Source organism: Acidisoma sp. L85 (assembly GCF_009765865.1).
Lineage (GTDB): Bacteria > Pseudomonadota > Alphaproteobacteria > Acetobacterales > Acetobacteraceae > Acidisoma.
In genome coordinates this window covers 88,553-103,385 of the sequence record NZ_LMUQ01000024.1, presented here as the reverse complement: position 1 = coordinate 103,385, position 14,833 = coordinate 88,553, and the positions used below count along the sequence as shown (strand labels likewise).

17 protein-coding genes are annotated in these 14,833 nt (G+C 65.4%); 8 read left to right on the top strand and 9 right to left on the bottom strand.

From position 1 onward, the window contains the following. Positions 1–26: 26 nt before the first annotated feature. Positions 27–929 (bottom strand): alpha/beta hydrolase, encoded by a 903-nt coding sequence (locus GSQ83_RS04775; protein WP_158801736.1) that lies wholly within the window; start codon positions 927–929, stop codon positions 27–29. A gap of 114 nt (positions 930–1,043) precedes the next feature. On the opposite strand from GSQ83_RS04775, the gene GSQ83_RS04770 reads away from it, so the two are divergent. The 3 genes from GSQ83_RS04770 to GSQ83_RS04760 are packed head-to-tail and all read left to right on the top strand — an operon-like array spanning position 1,044 to position 4,371. Next, a complete protein-coding gene (locus tag GSQ83_RS04770; RefSeq protein WP_158801735.1) occupies positions 1,044–2,396 on the top strand; it encodes an NAD(P)/FAD-dependent oxidoreductase in 1,353 nt (450 codons plus the stop codon). Continuing rightward, positions 2,393–3,157, top strand: a complete 765-nt coding sequence (locus GSQ83_RS04765; protein WP_158801734.1) for a DUF1365 domain-containing protein — start codon at positions 2,393–2,395, stop codon at positions 3,155–3,157. Before GSQ83_RS04770 ends, GSQ83_RS04765 begins: the two co-directional genes overlap by 4 nt. Before the next feature lie 2 nt (positions 3,158–3,159). Further along, a complete protein-coding gene (locus GSQ83_RS04760) occupies positions 3,160–4,371 on the top strand; it encodes a cyclopropane-fatty-acyl-phospholipid synthase family protein (protein WP_158801733.1) in 1,212 nt (403 codons plus the stop codon). 75 nt (positions 4,372–4,446) lie between these two features. Here the strand turns inward: GSQ83_RS04760 and GSQ83_RS04755 are convergent, their stop codons facing one another. From GSQ83_RS04755 to lgt, 8 genes are all read right to left on the bottom strand, one after another. After that, positions 4,447–5,067: a hypothetical protein gene (locus GSQ83_RS04755; protein WP_158801732.1), complete on the bottom strand. Its 621-nt coding sequence runs from the start codon at positions 5,065–5,067 to the stop codon at positions 4,447–4,449. Between the two features lie 100 nt (positions 5,068–5,167). Beyond that, positions 5,168–6,007 carry an SDR family NAD(P)-dependent oxidoreductase gene (locus GSQ83_RS04750; RefSeq protein ID WP_158801731.1) on the bottom strand — a complete coding sequence of 280 codons (840 nt, stop codon included), beginning with the start codon at positions 6,005–6,007 and terminating at the stop codon, positions 5,168–5,170. Positions 6,008–6,019: 12 nt separating this feature from the next. Beyond that, complete coding sequence (locus tag GSQ83_RS04745) at positions 6,020–6,604, bottom strand: histidine phosphatase family protein (RefSeq protein ID WP_158801730.1); 585 nt, start codon at positions 6,602–6,604, stop codon at positions 6,020–6,022. Between the two features lie 41 nt (positions 6,605–6,645). Beyond that, on the bottom strand, positions 6,646–7,578 hold the full coding sequence (locus GSQ83_RS04740; protein ID WP_158801729.1) for a ribose-phosphate pyrophosphokinase: 933 nt from the start codon (positions 7,576–7,578) through the stop codon (positions 6,646–6,648). Positions 7,579–7,672: 94 nt separating this feature from the next. Next, positions 7,673–8,602 (bottom strand): hypothetical protein, encoded by a 930-nt coding sequence (locus GSQ83_RS04735; RefSeq protein WP_158801728.1) that lies wholly within the window; start codon positions 8,600–8,602, stop codon positions 7,673–7,675. Continuing rightward, positions 8,599–9,372, bottom strand: coding sequence for a peptidoglycan editing factor PgeF (gene pgeF, locus GSQ83_RS04730; protein ID WP_158801727.1), 774 nt, complete (start codon positions 9,370–9,372; stop codon positions 8,599–8,601). The genes GSQ83_RS04735 and pgeF overlap by 4 nt, the downstream gene beginning before the upstream one ends. Further along, positions 9,369–10,349 (bottom strand): class I SAM-dependent methyltransferase, encoded by a 981-nt coding sequence (locus GSQ83_RS04725; protein ID WP_158801726.1) that lies wholly within the window; start codon positions 10,347–10,349, stop codon positions 9,369–9,371. Before GSQ83_RS04725 ends, pgeF begins: the two co-directional genes overlap by 4 nt. After that, positions 10,346–11,173, bottom strand: a complete 828-nt coding sequence (lgt, locus tag GSQ83_RS04720) for a prolipoprotein diacylglyceryl transferase (RefSeq protein WP_158801725.1) — start codon at positions 11,171–11,173, stop codon at positions 10,346–10,348. Before lgt ends, GSQ83_RS04725 begins: the two co-directional genes overlap by 4 nt. Before the next feature lie 170 nt (positions 11,174–11,343). Here lgt and GSQ83_RS04715 point away from each other — a divergent pair, with 170 nt between their 5' ends. From GSQ83_RS04715 to GSQ83_RS04695, 5 genes are all read left to right on the top strand, one after another. Next, on the top strand, positions 11,344–11,724 hold the full coding sequence (locus tag GSQ83_RS04715) for an accessory factor UbiK family protein (protein WP_158801724.1): 381 nt from the start codon (positions 11,344–11,346) through the stop codon (positions 11,722–11,724). 190 nt (positions 11,725–11,914) lie between these two features. Next, entirely contained in the window at positions 11,915–12,418 is a 504-nt protein-coding gene (locus GSQ83_RS04710) for a YbjN domain-containing protein (protein ID WP_254065504.1), read from the top strand. A 67-nt stretch (positions 12,419–12,485) separates the two neighbouring features. Next, positions 12,486–13,310 carry a pyrroline-5-carboxylate reductase gene (gene proC / locus GSQ83_RS04705; protein WP_158801722.1) on the top strand — a complete coding sequence of 275 codons (825 nt, stop codon included), beginning with the start codon at positions 12,486–12,488 and terminating at the stop codon, positions 13,308–13,310. Positions 13,311–13,340: 30 nt separating this feature from the next. Next, complete coding sequence (locus tag GSQ83_RS04700) at positions 13,341–14,000, top strand: TetR family transcriptional regulator (protein ID WP_158801721.1); 660 nt, start codon at positions 13,341–13,343, stop codon at positions 13,998–14,000. Positions 14,001–14,213: 213 nt separating this feature from the next. Beyond that, entirely contained in the window at positions 14,214–14,591 is a 378-nt protein-coding gene (locus GSQ83_RS04695) for a phasin family protein (RefSeq protein ID WP_158801720.1), read from the top strand. The last annotated feature ends 242 nt before the right edge of the window (positions 14,592–14,833 follow it).

The window sequence follows — 14,833 nt, the reverse complement described above, 5'->3', positions numbered from 1 at the left end:
ATTCAGGAACTCACAAGTTGCCCAGCCTACGCGGCGCGGCGCGCTACGGATGCAGGATCGGCGATGAAGGCGAGACTGTCTCGCAGGGTCGGCGCCAAAAAGCGAAAGGGCTGGCCGATCGCGCCGACGATCTCGCGATGATCGACCCCGGGATAGAGCCGATCCGCCACCGGCCCGCCAGCGGCCCGGATGCGCGCGGCGAGGCGCGTCGTATTGCGCGGCAGGACATCCGTGTCCTTGGTGCCGGCAAGCAGCAGCATCGGCGGATTGCGGCCGTCGACATGGTTGATCGGCTGAGTCGCGGGCGGGGTGGGGTTCGGACCGAAGATTTTCTCCAGCTCCGCGTCATGCAGCGGCAGGAAGTCGTATGGCCCGGCGAGGCCGATCATACCGGCCGGAACCGGCGCGCCCGCTGCCGCCAGGTAGTCTGTCTGAAGAGACAGCATCGCCGCGTTATACGCGCCGGCGGAATGGCCCATAAGGAAGGGGCTGCCAGCGCCGCCATAGGCATGGCCGTTCGTCGCGGCCCAGGCGAAAGCGGCGGCGCAGTCTTCCAGAAAGTCGGGATAGCGGACTGCCGGATAGACCCGATAGTCGGGGATCACCACGACGCAACCCCGGGCGGCGAGAGCGCCTCCGACGAAGCGATACATCTCCTTCGCGCCGCTATCCCAACTGCCGCCATAGAAGAAGACGACGATCGGCGCCGGGTCTCGCCGTGCTGGGCTGTAGACATCGAGCGTCCGCCGCGGCCCAGCTCCAAAAGGCAACCCCTGCGCGACGCGCCGCCCCGGCGCCAGCCCGTTCAGAACCTTTAACGGCGAACAAGCACTCAGCGCGGCGCCAAGGCCGCCAAGGCCGCCAAGTGTCAGGATCCGCCGGCCAATCCGGCCACGGGTCGGCGGCGCCGTATCTGTATCGATTGCCATGGGACCAGAGATAGGCCGCGAGACGGGGATAACGAGCAAGTTCTCGCGCCGACACCACATGCATCCGAAGCAGCCTCCAAGCCGTAGTCAGGTGGTTAGCGGCAGGATGGATGGATGCAACTTGGCCCCGGCCTTCATGACAGCCCTTTGGACATCGCCGTCATCGGCTCGGGCATCGCAGGACTTTCCTGCGCCTGGCTGCTGTCCAAACGTCATCGCGTGACGCTCTACGAGGGCGCCGATCGCCTCGGCGGCCACACCAATACGCTGACGCCCAGCGGCGCGCCCGGCATCGCCGTCGATGCTGGTTTCATCGTCTATAACGAGGCGACCTATCCGAATTTCACAGCACTCCTCGCGCATCTTGGCGTCGCGTCGCAGCCCTCGGAGATGTCCTTCGCCGTCTCGCGTCACGCGGGCGCGCTCGAATATGCAGGCACCGATCTCGGCGGGCTTCTCGCACAAAAGGCAAATGTGATCCGGCCACGCTTCTGGGCGATGATGCGCGACCTGCTGCGCTTCTACCGCCAGGCGCCACGCGATATCGCCCGGATGGAAGCGCTCGATCTCACCCTCGACGAATACTTGATCGAAGGCGGCTATGGCGCTGCCTTCCGTGACGACCATCTGCTGCCGATGGCCGCTGCCATCTGGTCGACACCGACCGCCGCGATCGGTGACTATCCCGCCGCCGCCTTTATCCGCTTTTGCGCCAATCACGGTTTGTTGCGCGTTTCGGGACGGCCGGAATGGCGCACCGTTGCTGGCGGCGCGCGCAACTACCTGCGTTGGCTTGTCGATGGCGTCTCGGGCCCAATCCATCTCGCGCGGCGGATTGGCTCCGTGGCGCGCACCCAGGATGCGGTGCGGATCGAGGATATCGCCGGAGAGGTCGCATGGCATGACCATGTTGTGATCGCGAGCCACGCTCATCAGGCATTTGCCATGCTGGCGGATCCCGATGAGCGAGAGACCGCGCTGCTCGGTGCTTTCGGCCATACGCGCAACCTCGCGGTGCTGCACACTGATGCGACGCTGATGCCGCGCCGCCGGCGCGTCTGGTCGAGCTGGAATTTCATGGAATCGGGTGATGCAGGCGGGCCGCCCTTCGTCACTTATTGGATGAACCGGCTCCAGGCGCTGCCCGGACCGTGCGATTATTTCCTCACACTCAACCCGCCGCGACCGCCCGCCGCCGGAACGATTCTCCATACCGAGCAATATACGCACCCGCTTTTCGACCGCGCGGCGCTCGCGGCGCAGCGCGACTTGTGGAGTCTGCAAGGCGTCCGGCGCACCTGGTTCTGCGGCGCCTGGTTCGGCGCGGGCTTCCATGAGGATGGTCTGCAAGCGGGCCTCGCCGTGGCCGAAGCCCTCGGCAACGTTCGACGGCCTTGGGCGTGTGACGATGAATCCGGCCGCATTCGTCTAAAGGCGAAAACGCCTGTCGCGGCAGGCATATCATGAGCCACTCCGCGCTTTATGCCGGGCTCGTCATCCACCAGCGTTTCAGGCCGCGCCTGCACCGGCTGCGCTACCGCATCTTCTCGCTGCTGCTCGATCTCGACGAATTGGCGGATCTCGATCACGGTTTGCAATTGTTCTCGGTCGACCGGTTCAACCTCTTCAGCTTTCGACAGAGCGACCACGGCGCCGGGACGCGGACCGGTCTCGCCGATTGGGTGCGCGGCCAATGTGCCTTGGCGGGTCTAGCGGCCGACGGTGCGATCTGCGTGCTGGCCATGCCGCGCGTCCTGGGCCACGCCTTCAATCCGCTAAGTGTTTTCTTCTGCCATGGGTCGGACGGCGCGATCGTCGCCGTTCTTTACGAGGTGAACAACACCTTCGGCCAGCGGCACGCCTATCTCATCCCCACCGAGGGCGCTCACCGCGTCATTCGCCAGAGCTGCCGCAAGGTATTCTACGTCTCACCCTTCATGCCGATGGAGATGGAATATCGTTTCCGCGTTCTCCCGCCCGGCCCTCTCGTTTCCGTCTCCATCGAGGGGATCGGTGCTCAGGGACGGCTCATTACCGCCAGCCTGTCAGGCCGCCGCGAACCCCTTACCGACCGTTCGTTGCTGAGGGCCTTTGTGCGTGCGCCGCTCCTCGGGTTCAAGGTTGTGACTGGCATTCATTGGGAAGCATTGCGGATCTGGCGCAAGCGCGCCGGCTATCACCCACGCCCCGCGGCGCCTGTCGCGGCTGTGACTTTCGTAGGCGCCTGAGCATGTCTCAAACAGCAATTCTCGGATCCGCTCCTACGGTGCGTGGCGACTGGATCGGCCGCTTGTTCCTCACCCGGTTGCTGCGCCAGCTCGCACTGGGACAAGTGACCGTGCGGCTGCCGTCCGGCGAGGAGCTTGTCGGCGCCGGCGCAGGGTCGGGACCCGAAGCGACGCTCTTCCTGCATCGCTGGCGCGCGCTGCGGCAACTCGTGCTCGGCGGCGATGTAGGCTTCGCCGAGGCTTTCATGGACGGAGACTGGTCCAGCCCGGATTTGCCCGCGCTCATCGAGCTTGCGGCACGCAACCAGGATGCGCTCGGCGATAGCATCACTGGAACCACCGCGATGCGTCTGTTGAATCGTGTGATGCATCGGTGGCACGCGAATACGAAACGTGGCAGCCGGCGGAACATCGTGTCTCACTATGATCTCGGCAACGACTTCTACGAGAGCTGGCTTGATCGTGGCATGAGCTACTCCTCAGCACTCTTTACGGACCCGCATCAATCCCTGGAGGAAGCGCAGGAAATCAAGCAGGACCGCGTGTTGCGCCACCTGGGTGTGACGGGTGCCGAGACCGTGCTGGAAATCGGCTGCGGCTGGGGCGGACTCGCGGAACGGATCTGTGCGCGCGGGTGTGATGTGACGGGCATCACCTTGTCGCCAGCCCAGCTCGACTATGCACAACGGCGCTTCTCCACTCCTGGTCCGAAAGCGGAAATACGGCTCCAGGACTACAGGGACGTGAACACTGTCTACGACCGCATTGTCTCGATCGAGATGCTGGAGGCGGTCGGGGTGAAATATTGGCCGACCTATTTCGCCAAGCTGCGCGCTTGCCTGGCGCCCGGTGGCGTTGCCGTGCTGCAGGTCATCACCATCGCCGATGAAAAGTTCAGCGCCTATCTACGGAGTCCCGACTTCATCCAGCGTTATATCTTCCCCGGCGGCATGCTGCCGACACCCTCGATCATGCAAAGACAAATCGGTGGCGCCGGCTTATCGCTCGACACGGTGGAGACCTTCGGCCTTAGCTACGCCCGCACCCTCGCCGAGTGGCGCCGCCGCTTCCACGATGCCTGGCCCCGGCTGCGCGCCTCTGGATTGGACGAGATATTCGGCCGCAAATGGGACTACTATCTCGCCTATTGCGAGGCTGGTTTCCGCGCGGGAGCGATCGACGTCGCGCTATACCGGGTGACGAATCCGGCGTAGACGCCGACGAAAATCGCTCGCTGGCCCACGACCGCGGGAACGCTCTTCAGGCCTGAGGAATTTTGAGTGGGAGCCCTACTTCCGGAATTTCCGTCCTAGCCCCTGCAGTGCTGCGCCCAATCTGAATATCCCAGTCGGCTCGGCGACTTTCCTGTTTGTCGCGGCACAAAACATTCTCAGCATGTTGTGTTTCGCATTCAGATCCCTTTGGGCAGGATTGAGTTTGGGATCCATTCGATGAGGGCCGGCCGCATAACTGATCTCACCATCGGGTTTGAGCGTGAGGGTATCGTTTTTCTCACCCGGTGGCGCTGCTTTAGCCGAGGTAAACTTGAGACTGCCATCGAGTTCATGGCTCACCCGATACGGAGCTTTCGATCCAAACTGGTTCACATCGGGAAATGGCAATGTATGCAGAAGCTTCAGGCCGTCTTCCAGGATAGCGCTCGATCCAGGTTTGGGCACAATCTTTAGGCAATTCTGCCGGGTGGTCTTGGCCATTTCCTTCATGGCATGCTCGGCACCCCTGCGGCTGGAGTGCGGCGTGGGCTTGCCTAATGGGTCGTGAAATCGATGTATCCCGTCCTTCTCATTTATTCCAGAAGGTGAGCCGGGCTGAAAATTTTTGGCAGTACCGTCAAGTTTCAATGGTTGCTTAGTCGGAGCATTCGCCCTGCCAGTTCCACCAATAGCCACCGCAACCTCCCGACCAAGCTGAGGTCGGAGGGTCTACGCAGTCAAAGTTAATCCGGGCTGAAATCTCAGCCGAATCGTTCCGCCCGAGAGAACTCCACCTTTACGATTCGACGAAAGCCGAGAATTCCGCTGCGTAGTCCGGATGCCAGCGTGACAGCGCCGGACGGTTGCGGATGATGTCGTCGGCCATCCACTGCATGCGCTTCTCGTCCACCGCGCGCGGCACCGCGTTGTCAGCGCAGAGAATGTAGAAATCCCCGCGCTCCAGACTCGCCAGCATGAAATCGACCACCTGATCGGGCGTCCAGGCTGCGTCGGGCTTCGTGGCGCCCCCTGTCATGCCCGTATGGGTGAAGCCGGGGATGAGCAGGTGCGCGCTGATCCGCGCGCCGTCGGTGTTCCGCAACTCATGCGCAAGGCTTTCGGTGAAGGCGCGCACCCCGGCCTTGGACAGGTTGTAAGCACTATTGCCCGGCGGCAAGGTGATGCCCTGCTTCGAGCCAGTATTGATGACGAGACCCGGCTCAGCGGAGCCGATCATGCCTGGCAGGAAAGCCTGGACACCGTTGATCACGCCCCAAAGATTGGTGTCGAGCAGCCTGCGCCAGCCCTCTGGATTCTCCCAGGACCGCCCCGGATTGGCGCCGGAGCCGGCATTGTTCATCAGCAGGCTTACGGACCCGAAACCCGCCTCCACCGCTTCGCGCAGCGCCTCCACGTCGTCGGGGCGCGACACGTCCGTAGGAATCGCCACAATTTCCGAGCCGGCGGCCTCATCGGACACCGCCGCGTGCGCCTGGTTCAGCGCCTCGCCAGGGAGGTCCGCCAGCACGACATTCATCCCCAACCGCGCGAAACGCCGCGCGGCGGCCAGGCCGATGCCGCTCGCGGCACCCGTGATGACCGCGGTCTTGCCGGCCGCGATCGCTACATGCGCCATGAAGTCTCTCCCTCAGCTCTTGGCCGGTCCGGCCGAGTTCACCGGCAGCAGCGTCCAGGGCTGGCCGGCGGCGGCGGGCGGCTCGCAGTAAATCGGCACGGCATTCGCCGTCCGCACATTCGGCTGCAACCCCATGGCGGAGCGCAGCGCCCGGAACAGCGCGCCATGCGCCACCACCAGGACCGGCGCCGGATTGTCCAAGGCGCGATTGACGGCGACGACTGCGCGCTCGCGCAGCACGGCGAAAGGCTCTGCGCGCTCCGGCGTATAGGTTCCGGCGATCCAGTCGTCGTACCAGTCGCCCATCGGCTTGCCTTCCTGCTCGCCGAACTTCACCTCGCGCAGCCCGTCATCGCTCTGGACCGGCACGCCGATGGCATCCGACACCGCCTGCGCCGTATCGAGCGCGCGAGACAGACTAGATGAGATGATGGTCGCGATCTTATGGCCCTTCACCAGGGCGGCGGCGGATAGCGCCTGCTCCCGGCCCTTTGCGTTCAACGGAATGTCGATGTCACCCTGACTCAGATCCTGAGCGTTCCAGTCGGTCTCGCCATGGCGGAGGAACCAGAAGGCGGTCGGGGTAATGAGCGTCATCGGTGGTCCTTCACAAAGCCGAGCAAGCGACCGCGCGCCCCTCAATCAAACAGCGAACTGACCGAACTCTCGTCGGAGATCCGGCGCATCGCCTCGGCCAGAAGCGGCGCGATGGTGACCTGGCGCAGATTGCTTGCCAGCCGCACGGCCTCGGTCGCCAGGATCGAATCGGTGATCGTCATCATCTCGATGGGCGAGGAGGCGATGCGCGCGACCGCGCCGCCCGAGAGCACGCCATGGGTGGTATAGACGCTGGCGGAACGCGCGCCCTCGGCGATCAGCGCGGCGGCGGCGTTGCACAGCGTGCCGCCGGAATCGACGATGTCATCGACCAGGATGCAGTCGCGGCCGGCCACTTCACCGATGACGTTCATCACTTCCGAAACGCCGGCCCGCTCACGCCGCTTGTCGATGATGGCGAGATCGACATCGAGCCGCTTGGCGAGCGACCGGGCGCGTAGCACGCCGCCGACATCGGGCGAGACGATCATCAGATCGCGCCCGGCGTAACGCTCCTTCACGTCGCGCGCGAAAAGCGGGGCGGCGTAGAGGTTATCGACGGGGATGTCGAAGAAGCCCTGGATTTGCCCGGCATGCAGATCCATCGTCAGCACGCGATTGGCCCCGGCCTCAGTGATCAGATTGGCGACCAGCTTGGCGCTGATCGGCGTGCGCGGACCCGATTTCCGGTCCTGCCGCGCATAGCCGAAATAGGGGATCACCGCCGTCACCCGCCGGGCCGAGCCGCGCCGCAGCGCGTCCAGGGTGATCAGCAGTTCCATCAGATTGTCATTGGCGGGGTAGGAGGTGGACTGCACCACGAAGACATCCTCGCCGCGGACGTTCTCGTGGATCTCCACGAAGATCTCCATATCCGCGAAGCGGCGGACGGAGGCCTTGGTCAGCGGCAGGTTCAGCGCGGCGGCCACAGCCTCCGCGAGGGCGCGGTTGCTGTTGCAGGCGACGATTTTCATTGGGCGGATTCCGGAGCGTGCGGGTCGGCGGGGCGGCTTCTATCAACCCGTAAGCGGGGTGTCCACGCAGCGTAAAGGATGTCAACTCTCCGGCTCATGACGTTTTGCCCGATGTCGTGGTCGCTTTGGACGGAGGCGCGCTGGCCGATTTCGGAACCCGCTTGCCGATCGCATTGTCGATGACCTCCTTGATCCCCAAGGCGGCCTGGCTCCCTGCGGCCGCCGCCACGTCGCCCCAATAGCTGTCGAGCGAGCCGGTCGGGATGTCATGGACCTGGGAGACGCGGCCGGTCTCCTTGCCGTCGGGGGTGGTGACGACCCAGGTGAGTTCGACGCGCTGCGTCTGCGGGTTCACCGTCGAATTTTTTACCTTGCCGCTGAGCAGATAATCCGCCTGGTCTTTCTGCTGCACCATGACCACGCCCATGCCCGGCAGATCCCGCCCGATTTCCTTCGCGAGCGACTGGTTGCCGTCGCCCGGCGCGCCGGTGACACCCGAGAAGGCCACCCGGGGCGGACGGTTATACAGGCTGTTCGGGTCGTTCTGCTTCAGCACCGCGTCGATATTGGAGAGCAGGTCGGAGATGCCGGGGCTCGCCGCATTGGCGGCATCGGTGAGCGCCGCGGAATCACCGGCGGCCCAGGATGCGCTCGATACCGCCGGGCCTGAGTAGTTGCCCTGCTTGTGGCCGCGCGGATCGGTGATGGTGTAGCTCGGCACCACGCTGTCGCCTTGCAGAACGGCATGGACGCCCAGCACCCAATCCCCCCGCTGCGGACGGGCGGCGAAGGCGGGAATGGTCTGGTTGACGAGGGCATTGGCGAGGTCGGTCGCGAAAAGCTTGGCGGCCTGATCGTCGAGCAGTGCGTCATGCGGCGTCGGCACCACGATGCGCTGCGGCGGCGGATGCGCCAGCAGGGCGCCCATGCGGCCGGGATTGCCCAGCATGGGTTGGGGAAAGTCGCCGCAAGCGGCAGGCAGCAAGGCGAGCGCCAGGAAAGCGAGACGAGTCAGGCGGATCATAGGCGCGCTCCAAGAACGATCGCCGACATCTGGTGGCCGATCGCGCCGCCACCGGCGAGCGTGCGGCGGCGGTGGCTGAAGAAGCGATCGGGCTCCGCCGCCGTATCGCCCTCGGCGATGATGACCTTGGCGACCCCGGCCGCGACGAGGCGGGCTTCGCAATAGCCGGCGAGGTCGAACATCCAGCGCTCAGGGCGGCCGGGGAGAAAGAAGCGCTCATCCTCGGCATTCTGATCGAGCACCGAGCCGCGCAGATCGCCCGCCACTTCGTAGGAGTCCTGGCGGATGCAGGGCCCGATAGCGGCGATGATCCGCCCCGGATGCGCGCCGAGCGCGGCCATCGCCTCTACGGTTGCCTCCAGCACGCCCGCGACGGCACCGCGCCAGCCGGCATGGGCGGCGCCGATGACCCGGGCCTCGGTATCCGCGAAGAGCACGGGCGCGCAGTCGGCGGTGACGACGCCGAGGGCGATGCCGGGCACCGCCGTCACCATCGCATCGGCGCGCGGACCGGCACCAGCGATCCAGGGTGCTAGGACGGTCTCGACGTCCGGTCCGTGGACCTGATGCAGCCCCACGAGCTGCTCCGGCGCCACATCCAAGGCGCGGGCGACACGCGCCCGATTCTCGGTGACCGCCGCGCGATCATCGCCGCCGGAAATGCTGCAATTGAGGCTGGCATAGGCGCCAGCGGAAACCCCGCCCTCCCGCGTGAAGAAGCCGTGGGCGGCGCGCAGTTCTGGAACGGAGACGAAGCTTGGGAGGGTCATGCGGCGAATCCGGGAAGAGGGGGGGTGCCGGGCGCGGCGATGGCAAGCGCCACGAACAGACTGCCCATACCACGCGGCTCGGCCAGGCGTCGCGCGGCACCCATCACCGTCGCGGCCTCGGTTTCGGACCTGCCTCGCGCCAGACGTTCGGCGCGTTCGAAGAGGCCGAGGCGCTGGAGGAAGACACCCTGCATCACCGGTCCCTGCACCTCGGCGCCCTGGCCTCGCGCCGCGCGAGCGATGGCGGCGAAATCGACATGGGCGGTGAGATCCGCCGATCCGGGCTCGGCCAGCGGGTCGGTGGGCGCGCCATCGCGTAGTGCTTGCAGACTGTTGCCGGCATTGCCGTCGCGGCCATAATCCAGGATCAGGGCGAGACCGCCATCAGTGACGATCCGCGCGGCAAGGTCGGCACAGAAGGCGTCGGCGGCTTCGTTGATCTCGATCTCGCTGCGGTCGTCCTCCGCATTCTCCGGCGGGAAGGCCGGGCGTTCGACGAAAGCGCCATCCTGCACGAACCGCTCGACCCAGCGGCCGGCGACGAGGCGAAACTGGCGGACCGGCAGGGCGTCGAGGAACTCATTGGCGATCAGGATCACAGGGCCGGACGGTAGCCCCTCTAGCGCGTCATGCCAGGCGGCCATCGGAACCCGTATCGCCTGCTCGGCACGCAGCCGGGGCGAGGTTTCGATGAAATGTACTGTCATCGCCTCGGTGAAGGCAGGGGCCACGCGGGCGAGCACGCGGGTCGCGTCGGCCATCAGCGTGCCGCGCCCCGGGCCTGCCTCCGCGAATAGCACAGGGGTAGGGCGACCCAGCATGTCCCAGCAGACCGCGGCCCAGGCGCCGATAAGCTCGCCGAAGATCTGGCTGATCTCGGGAGAGGTGGTGAAATCGGCGAAGGGGTCGTGGTTCGCGTAATAGGCGGCATTGGCTCGTGCCATGAAGCGGTCGAGCCGTTCCGCCGTGTTCGTCACGCCGCGAAGGCACCGGTGAGCCGCGGCGAGCGGAGCCGGGCGTAGAAGACCAAACCCAGCCCGACGATGATCATCGGCAGCGACAGTACCTGACCCATGGTGACGCCGGACCAGAGGAAGCCGAGGAACGCGTCCGGCTGGCGGAAGCACTCGCCGATAATGCGCGCGATGCCATAGCCGATCAGGAAGCAGCCGGTGAGCAATCCGAAGCGGGCGCGGCGTGCCTCCGACCGCGCGAGGAAGAGCATCACCAGCAGCAGCACCAGCCCTTCCAGGAAAGCCTGGTAGATCTCGCTCGGGAAGCGCGGCTGCATATCGACGCGGGGATAGATCATCGCGAAGGGCCAGCCGGGCGGGGCGGGGCGGCCCCACAGCTCGCCATTTATGAAATTGGCGATGCGCCCGAAGCCCAGCCCGATGGGGGCGACGATCGCGATACGGTCGGCGAAGCCCAGGATGGGGATGCGGTGGCGCAGGCAGAAAACAATGATGGCGACCGTGACGCCGAGCATGCCGCCATGGAAGCTCATGCCCCCCTGCCAGACGGCGATGATGCTCAGCGGATGATGCAGGAAATTGCCCGGCTGGTAGAACAGCACGTAGCCGATCCGGCCGCCGAGCACGACGCCGAGCGTCGCCCATGAAAGAAAATCATCCACCAGAACCGGCGTCGCCACGGCCGGGGTCCAAAGCGCCATCCGCCGCACGAGACGCCATCCTAGGACGAGCGCCGCGATATAGGCGATGGCGTACCAATGGATCGCGAAAGGGCCGAGACGCACCAGGACCGGGTCAAAATCGGGGAAAATCAACACATGGCTCATGCCGTCTCCTGCTCCCCGCAGGGCGCCGCATTGGTTGGACGCTGTGCCACGCCCATATCATGGCATGATGATGCGGGAGCCGCGGCGTGGCGCTCGGCGGAGACAGTGACCGGAAGCATGGGCCGGGCTTATACGCAACCGCTCGCAGGCACGGAAGGCAGGAGGACGGGATGAAGGAGCGCAGCCGCTTCATGGACGATCTGGCGGGAGTCGCGCAGGGCGCGATGTCCGCTTTCGCCGGCGTGCGAGACGAGGCGGAAGCCGTGATGCGTGCCCGCATCGATGACGCCATCCAGCGCTTCGACCTCGTGCGCGGCGAGCAATTCGCGGCGGTGCAGGAGATGGCGGCCAATGCCCGCGCGGCGCAGGAGGCGGCGGAAGCCAAGCTCGCCGCCCTCACCGACCGAGTCGCGGCGCTTGAAGCGCGGCTTGGCGCGGCGGCGCCAAAAATCGGCGCCACTACGGAGCCGCCAATCGCCATGCCGCCCCCAACTGAGGTCCGGACGGACCTTGGAGATGCCGCTTCCGGCGTTTTAGGCTCCGGCGGTTAGACTTTCGTTCGAAGGTCATCGCTTAGACTCTTGCTACAGTAGGCTTGGTTGCGGCCAAATGACCTCGCGACCAAGCCTAACCCGCGGATTCGGCGATCCGCACCGCCCGCTCCTGCGTATAGGAGGAGCCGGCGTCAATTGACGGCTTCGCCCGATGTCCGGCCTTCCTCCAGCCCCGAGGAGACCTCGCGTGACCCATCTTTCCCTCGCCGCAGAGACCGACGTCGCCAATCCGCTCGACGTGGTCGAGCAGATAATCTCCTCAAACGAATGGATCTTTGAGCGTCGCAACGACGCCGAAATGGCCGCCGAGGCCCCTGGTCGGTGGTGCGACTACGGGTTGTTCTTCAACTGGTCGCATGAAATCTCGGCGATGCACTTCACCTGCGCCCTCGACATGAAGGTGCCGGAGAAGCGCCGCGCCGCGCTGCACGAGTTGCTCGCCTTGGCCAATACGCATCTCTGGATCGGCCATTTCGGTCTGGATGCGGATGACGGCATGCCGGTTTTCCGCCATGCGGTCCTGCTCCGCGGCGCCCGCGCCGCCTCGGCCGAGAGCCTGGAGGATATGGTGGATATCGCCATTACCGAGTGCGAGCGTTTCTATCCGGCCTTCCAGTTCGTCCTATGGGGCGGCAAGACCCCGGCCGAGGCGCTGACCGCCTCGATGCTGGAATGCGTCGGCGAGGCGTGAGTCTTCCCGGGTTGCATTTTAGCAAGCGGGTCAGGTCTCCCCTCCCTGCAGGGAGGGGAGCGCGCCAATGACCGTCCCAGGCGACCGCGGCAAACTGCCCTCCGTTCTTCTCGTCGGCGGCGGGAAGATGGGGCGCGCGATGCTGGCTGGTTGGCGCGAGGTCGGCCTCGCGTCCTCGATCGTCGTTGATCCGAGTCCGGAGGCAGCAAGTGCCGCGAGTGCCGAGGTCACGGTACTCGCCGGCCCGGAAGCGATACCGCGAGATTTCGCTCCATCCGCCGTGATTTTGGCCGTGAAGCCGCAGATGGCTCCGACCGTACTTCCGCTGTATGGCCGGTTCGCTTCCGGCGCGGTTTTTCTCACGATCATGGCGGGAAAGACGGCGGCGGATGTTGTTGCCATGCTCGGTGCCGAGGCCCGGGTGGTGCGCGCCATGCCCAATACGCCCGCCGCCGTTCGTCAAGGCATAACGGTGGCCGTCGCCGGTGCGGGCGTGGCCGATGCGGAACGTGCGCTCTGTGACCGGTTATTGACGGCGATCGGCGAGGTCGCCTGGACCACGGACGAGGCGCTGCTCGATCCGGTGACAGCGGTTTCCGGCAGTGGCCCTGCCTATGTGTTTCTGCTCGCCGAACTGCTGGAAGCGGCGGCAGTCGCACAGGGCTTGCCCGCTAACCTCGCGCGCCGGTTGGCGCGGCAAACGGTGATTGGCGCCGGCGCGCTCTTGGCTGCTAGTCCGGAGGATGCTGCTGATCTTCGGCGAGCGGTAACCAGCCCGAAAGGCACCACAGAAGCCGCTCTCGCGGTGTTAATGGCTCCCGAGGCGTGGCCGCATGCCATCGACGAAGCGGTGACGGCTGCCACCCGCCGCTCTCGTGAACTTTCCGGCTGACGCCACGCATAAACACATAAAGATATGCTTATGAATGATGCAGAGTTTGACGAAGCGTTAGTTGCCGCGGTTTTCGCGCAGGCGGGAGACCGAGGGTGGCGGAGTGTTAGTCTGGTCCAGGCGGCGCGCGATGCCGGACTCGATGTCGCCCGCACCCGAACCCGCTTCCCGTCTCGCATCGCCGTCCTCATGCGCTTCGGCGCGATGGCGGACCGCGCGGCGCTGGAAGCGGCCCCGCCGAGTGGCCCCATCAAGGACCGGCTCTTCGACATGATCATGCGCCGCATCGATGTGCTGCAGGCGCATCGTGCCGGTGTGCTCGCGGTACTAGAAGCCGCGCCGAGAGATCCGCTGCTCGGCTTGATGCTAAGCCGGCTCAGCCTGCGCAGCATGGGCTGGCTTTTGGAGGCGGCCGAGGTTTCGACGACCGGGCTACGCGGCGCGGGGCATAAGCGCGGCCTGCTCGCGGTGTGGCTTTGGGTTGTTCGCGCCTGGCGGAATGATGACAGTACCGACCTGGCGACGACGATGAGCGCGCTCGATCAGGCGCTAGACCGCGCGGCTCAGGTGGCCCGGTGGCTGGGCGAGTCCGACGACAATGCCCCTCCAGACCCGGAAAGCGCATCAGACACCATGCCGCCGGATGAACCGCCCCCGGTGCCCGCGAACGGGGCGGTGCCACCCATCTGAGGCTTTCTGCGCTTCGCGGAACCTTTTCACGTTCTAGCCCCTGGTGCAGCGGCGATGCCGGTGCAAATTCTGTGGGGGCATGGCCCCTCCAGTGGCGGCCAGCCCAATGACAAGGAGGAGACGACGATGTCTGACGGTCCGAAGGACACTCCCTATCGTTTCGGAAGCGGAGCAATGAATCCGGATATCTCGCGCCTATTCTCGAACCTGAAGATGCCGGCGATCCCGGAAGCGACGGCATTGCTCGACATGCACCGCCGCAACCTCGCGACCCTGGCGGCCGCCAATAAGATGATGTTCGAGGGCGCGCAGGCGATCGTGCAGCGTCAGATGGAGCTCATGCAGCGCCAGGTTTCGGATCTGAGCGAAGCGGCGAAGACGCTGGCAGCTCCCGGCGGCCCTCAGGACAAGGCCGTCAAGCAGACCGAGCTGGTCAAGTCAGCCTATGAGAAGAGCGTAGGCGATGCCCGCGAACTCGAGGATCTGATGCGCAACTCCAGCACCGAGGCGCTCGACATGGTCCACAAGCGCTTCCTGGCCTCGCTGGATGAGTTGAAGGCCGCGGTCGAGAAGACCAAAGCGGCGGGTTGAGGCGGTCCGCTTAGGTCGATCGGGTCCGCTGCGGTAGTCGGTAGCTCGGCGGGATGTCTCTGGTCTGAACCGTGCTCACTCGACCCCGTCATGCTCGGCGAAGGCCGGCATCCACGCCTCGCTTGCTTCACGAAGGCAGGCGTGGATGGCATGCTTTCGCGTGCCATGACGAATCTGGGGGTCGGGGTTCAGAGTGATCATTGAGCTGGAGCCTGCTGCAACTCTATCCACGGCGCATGGCG

Bases quoted from the DNA above. Each gene is read 5' to 3' on its own strand.
- GSQ83_RS04760 (WP_158801733.1), top strand. From the start codon at position 3,160: ATGTCTCAAACAGCAATTCTCGGATCCGCTCCTACGGTGCGTGGCGAC.
- GSQ83_RS04775 (WP_158801736.1), bottom strand. From the start codon at position 929: ATGGCAATCGATACAGATACGGCGCCGCCGACCCGTGGCCGGATTGGC.
- GSQ83_RS04700 (WP_158801721.1), top strand. From the start codon at position 13,341: ATGAATGATGCAGAGTTTGACGAAGCGTTAGTTGCCGCGGTTTTCGCG.
- GSQ83_RS04735 (WP_158801728.1), bottom strand. From the start codon at position 8,602: ATGATCCGCCTGACTCGTCTCGCTTTCCTGGCGCTCGCCTTGCTGCCT.
- GSQ83_RS04745 (WP_158801730.1), bottom strand. From the start codon at position 6,604: ATGACGCTCATTACCCCGACCGCCTTCTGGTTCCTCCGCCATGGCGAG.
- GSQ83_RS04740 (WP_158801729.1), bottom strand. From the start codon at position 7,578: ATGAAAATCGTCGCCTGCAACAGCAACCGCGCCCTCGCGGAGGCTGTG.
- GSQ83_RS04770 (WP_158801735.1), top strand. From the start codon at position 1,044: ATGCAACTTGGCCCCGGCCTTCATGACAGCCCTTTGGACATCGCCGTC.
- GSQ83_RS04765 (WP_158801734.1), top strand. From the start codon at position 2,393: ATGAGCCACTCCGCGCTTTATGCCGGGCTCGTCATCCACCAGCGTTTC.
- proC (WP_158801722.1), top strand. From the start codon at position 12,486: ATGACCGTCCCAGGCGACCGCGGCAAACTGCCCTCCGTTCTTCTCGTC.
- lgt (WP_158801725.1), bottom strand. From the start codon at position 11,173: ATGAGCCATGTGTTGATTTTCCCCGATTTTGACCCGGTCCTGGTGCGT.
- pgeF (WP_158801727.1), bottom strand. From the start codon at position 9,372: ATGACCCTCCCAAGCTTCGTCTCCGTTCCAGAACTGCGCGCCGCCCAC.
- GSQ83_RS04715 (WP_158801724.1), top strand. From the start codon at position 11,344: ATGAAGGAGCGCAGCCGCTTCATGGACGATCTGGCGGGAGTCGCGCAG.
- GSQ83_RS04695 (WP_158801720.1), top strand. From the start codon at position 14,214: ATGCCGGCGATCCCGGAAGCGACGGCATTGCTCGACATGCACCGCCGC.
- GSQ83_RS04750 (WP_158801731.1), bottom strand. From the start codon at position 6,007: ATGGCGCATGTAGCGATCGCGGCCGGCAAGACCGCGGTCATCACGGGT.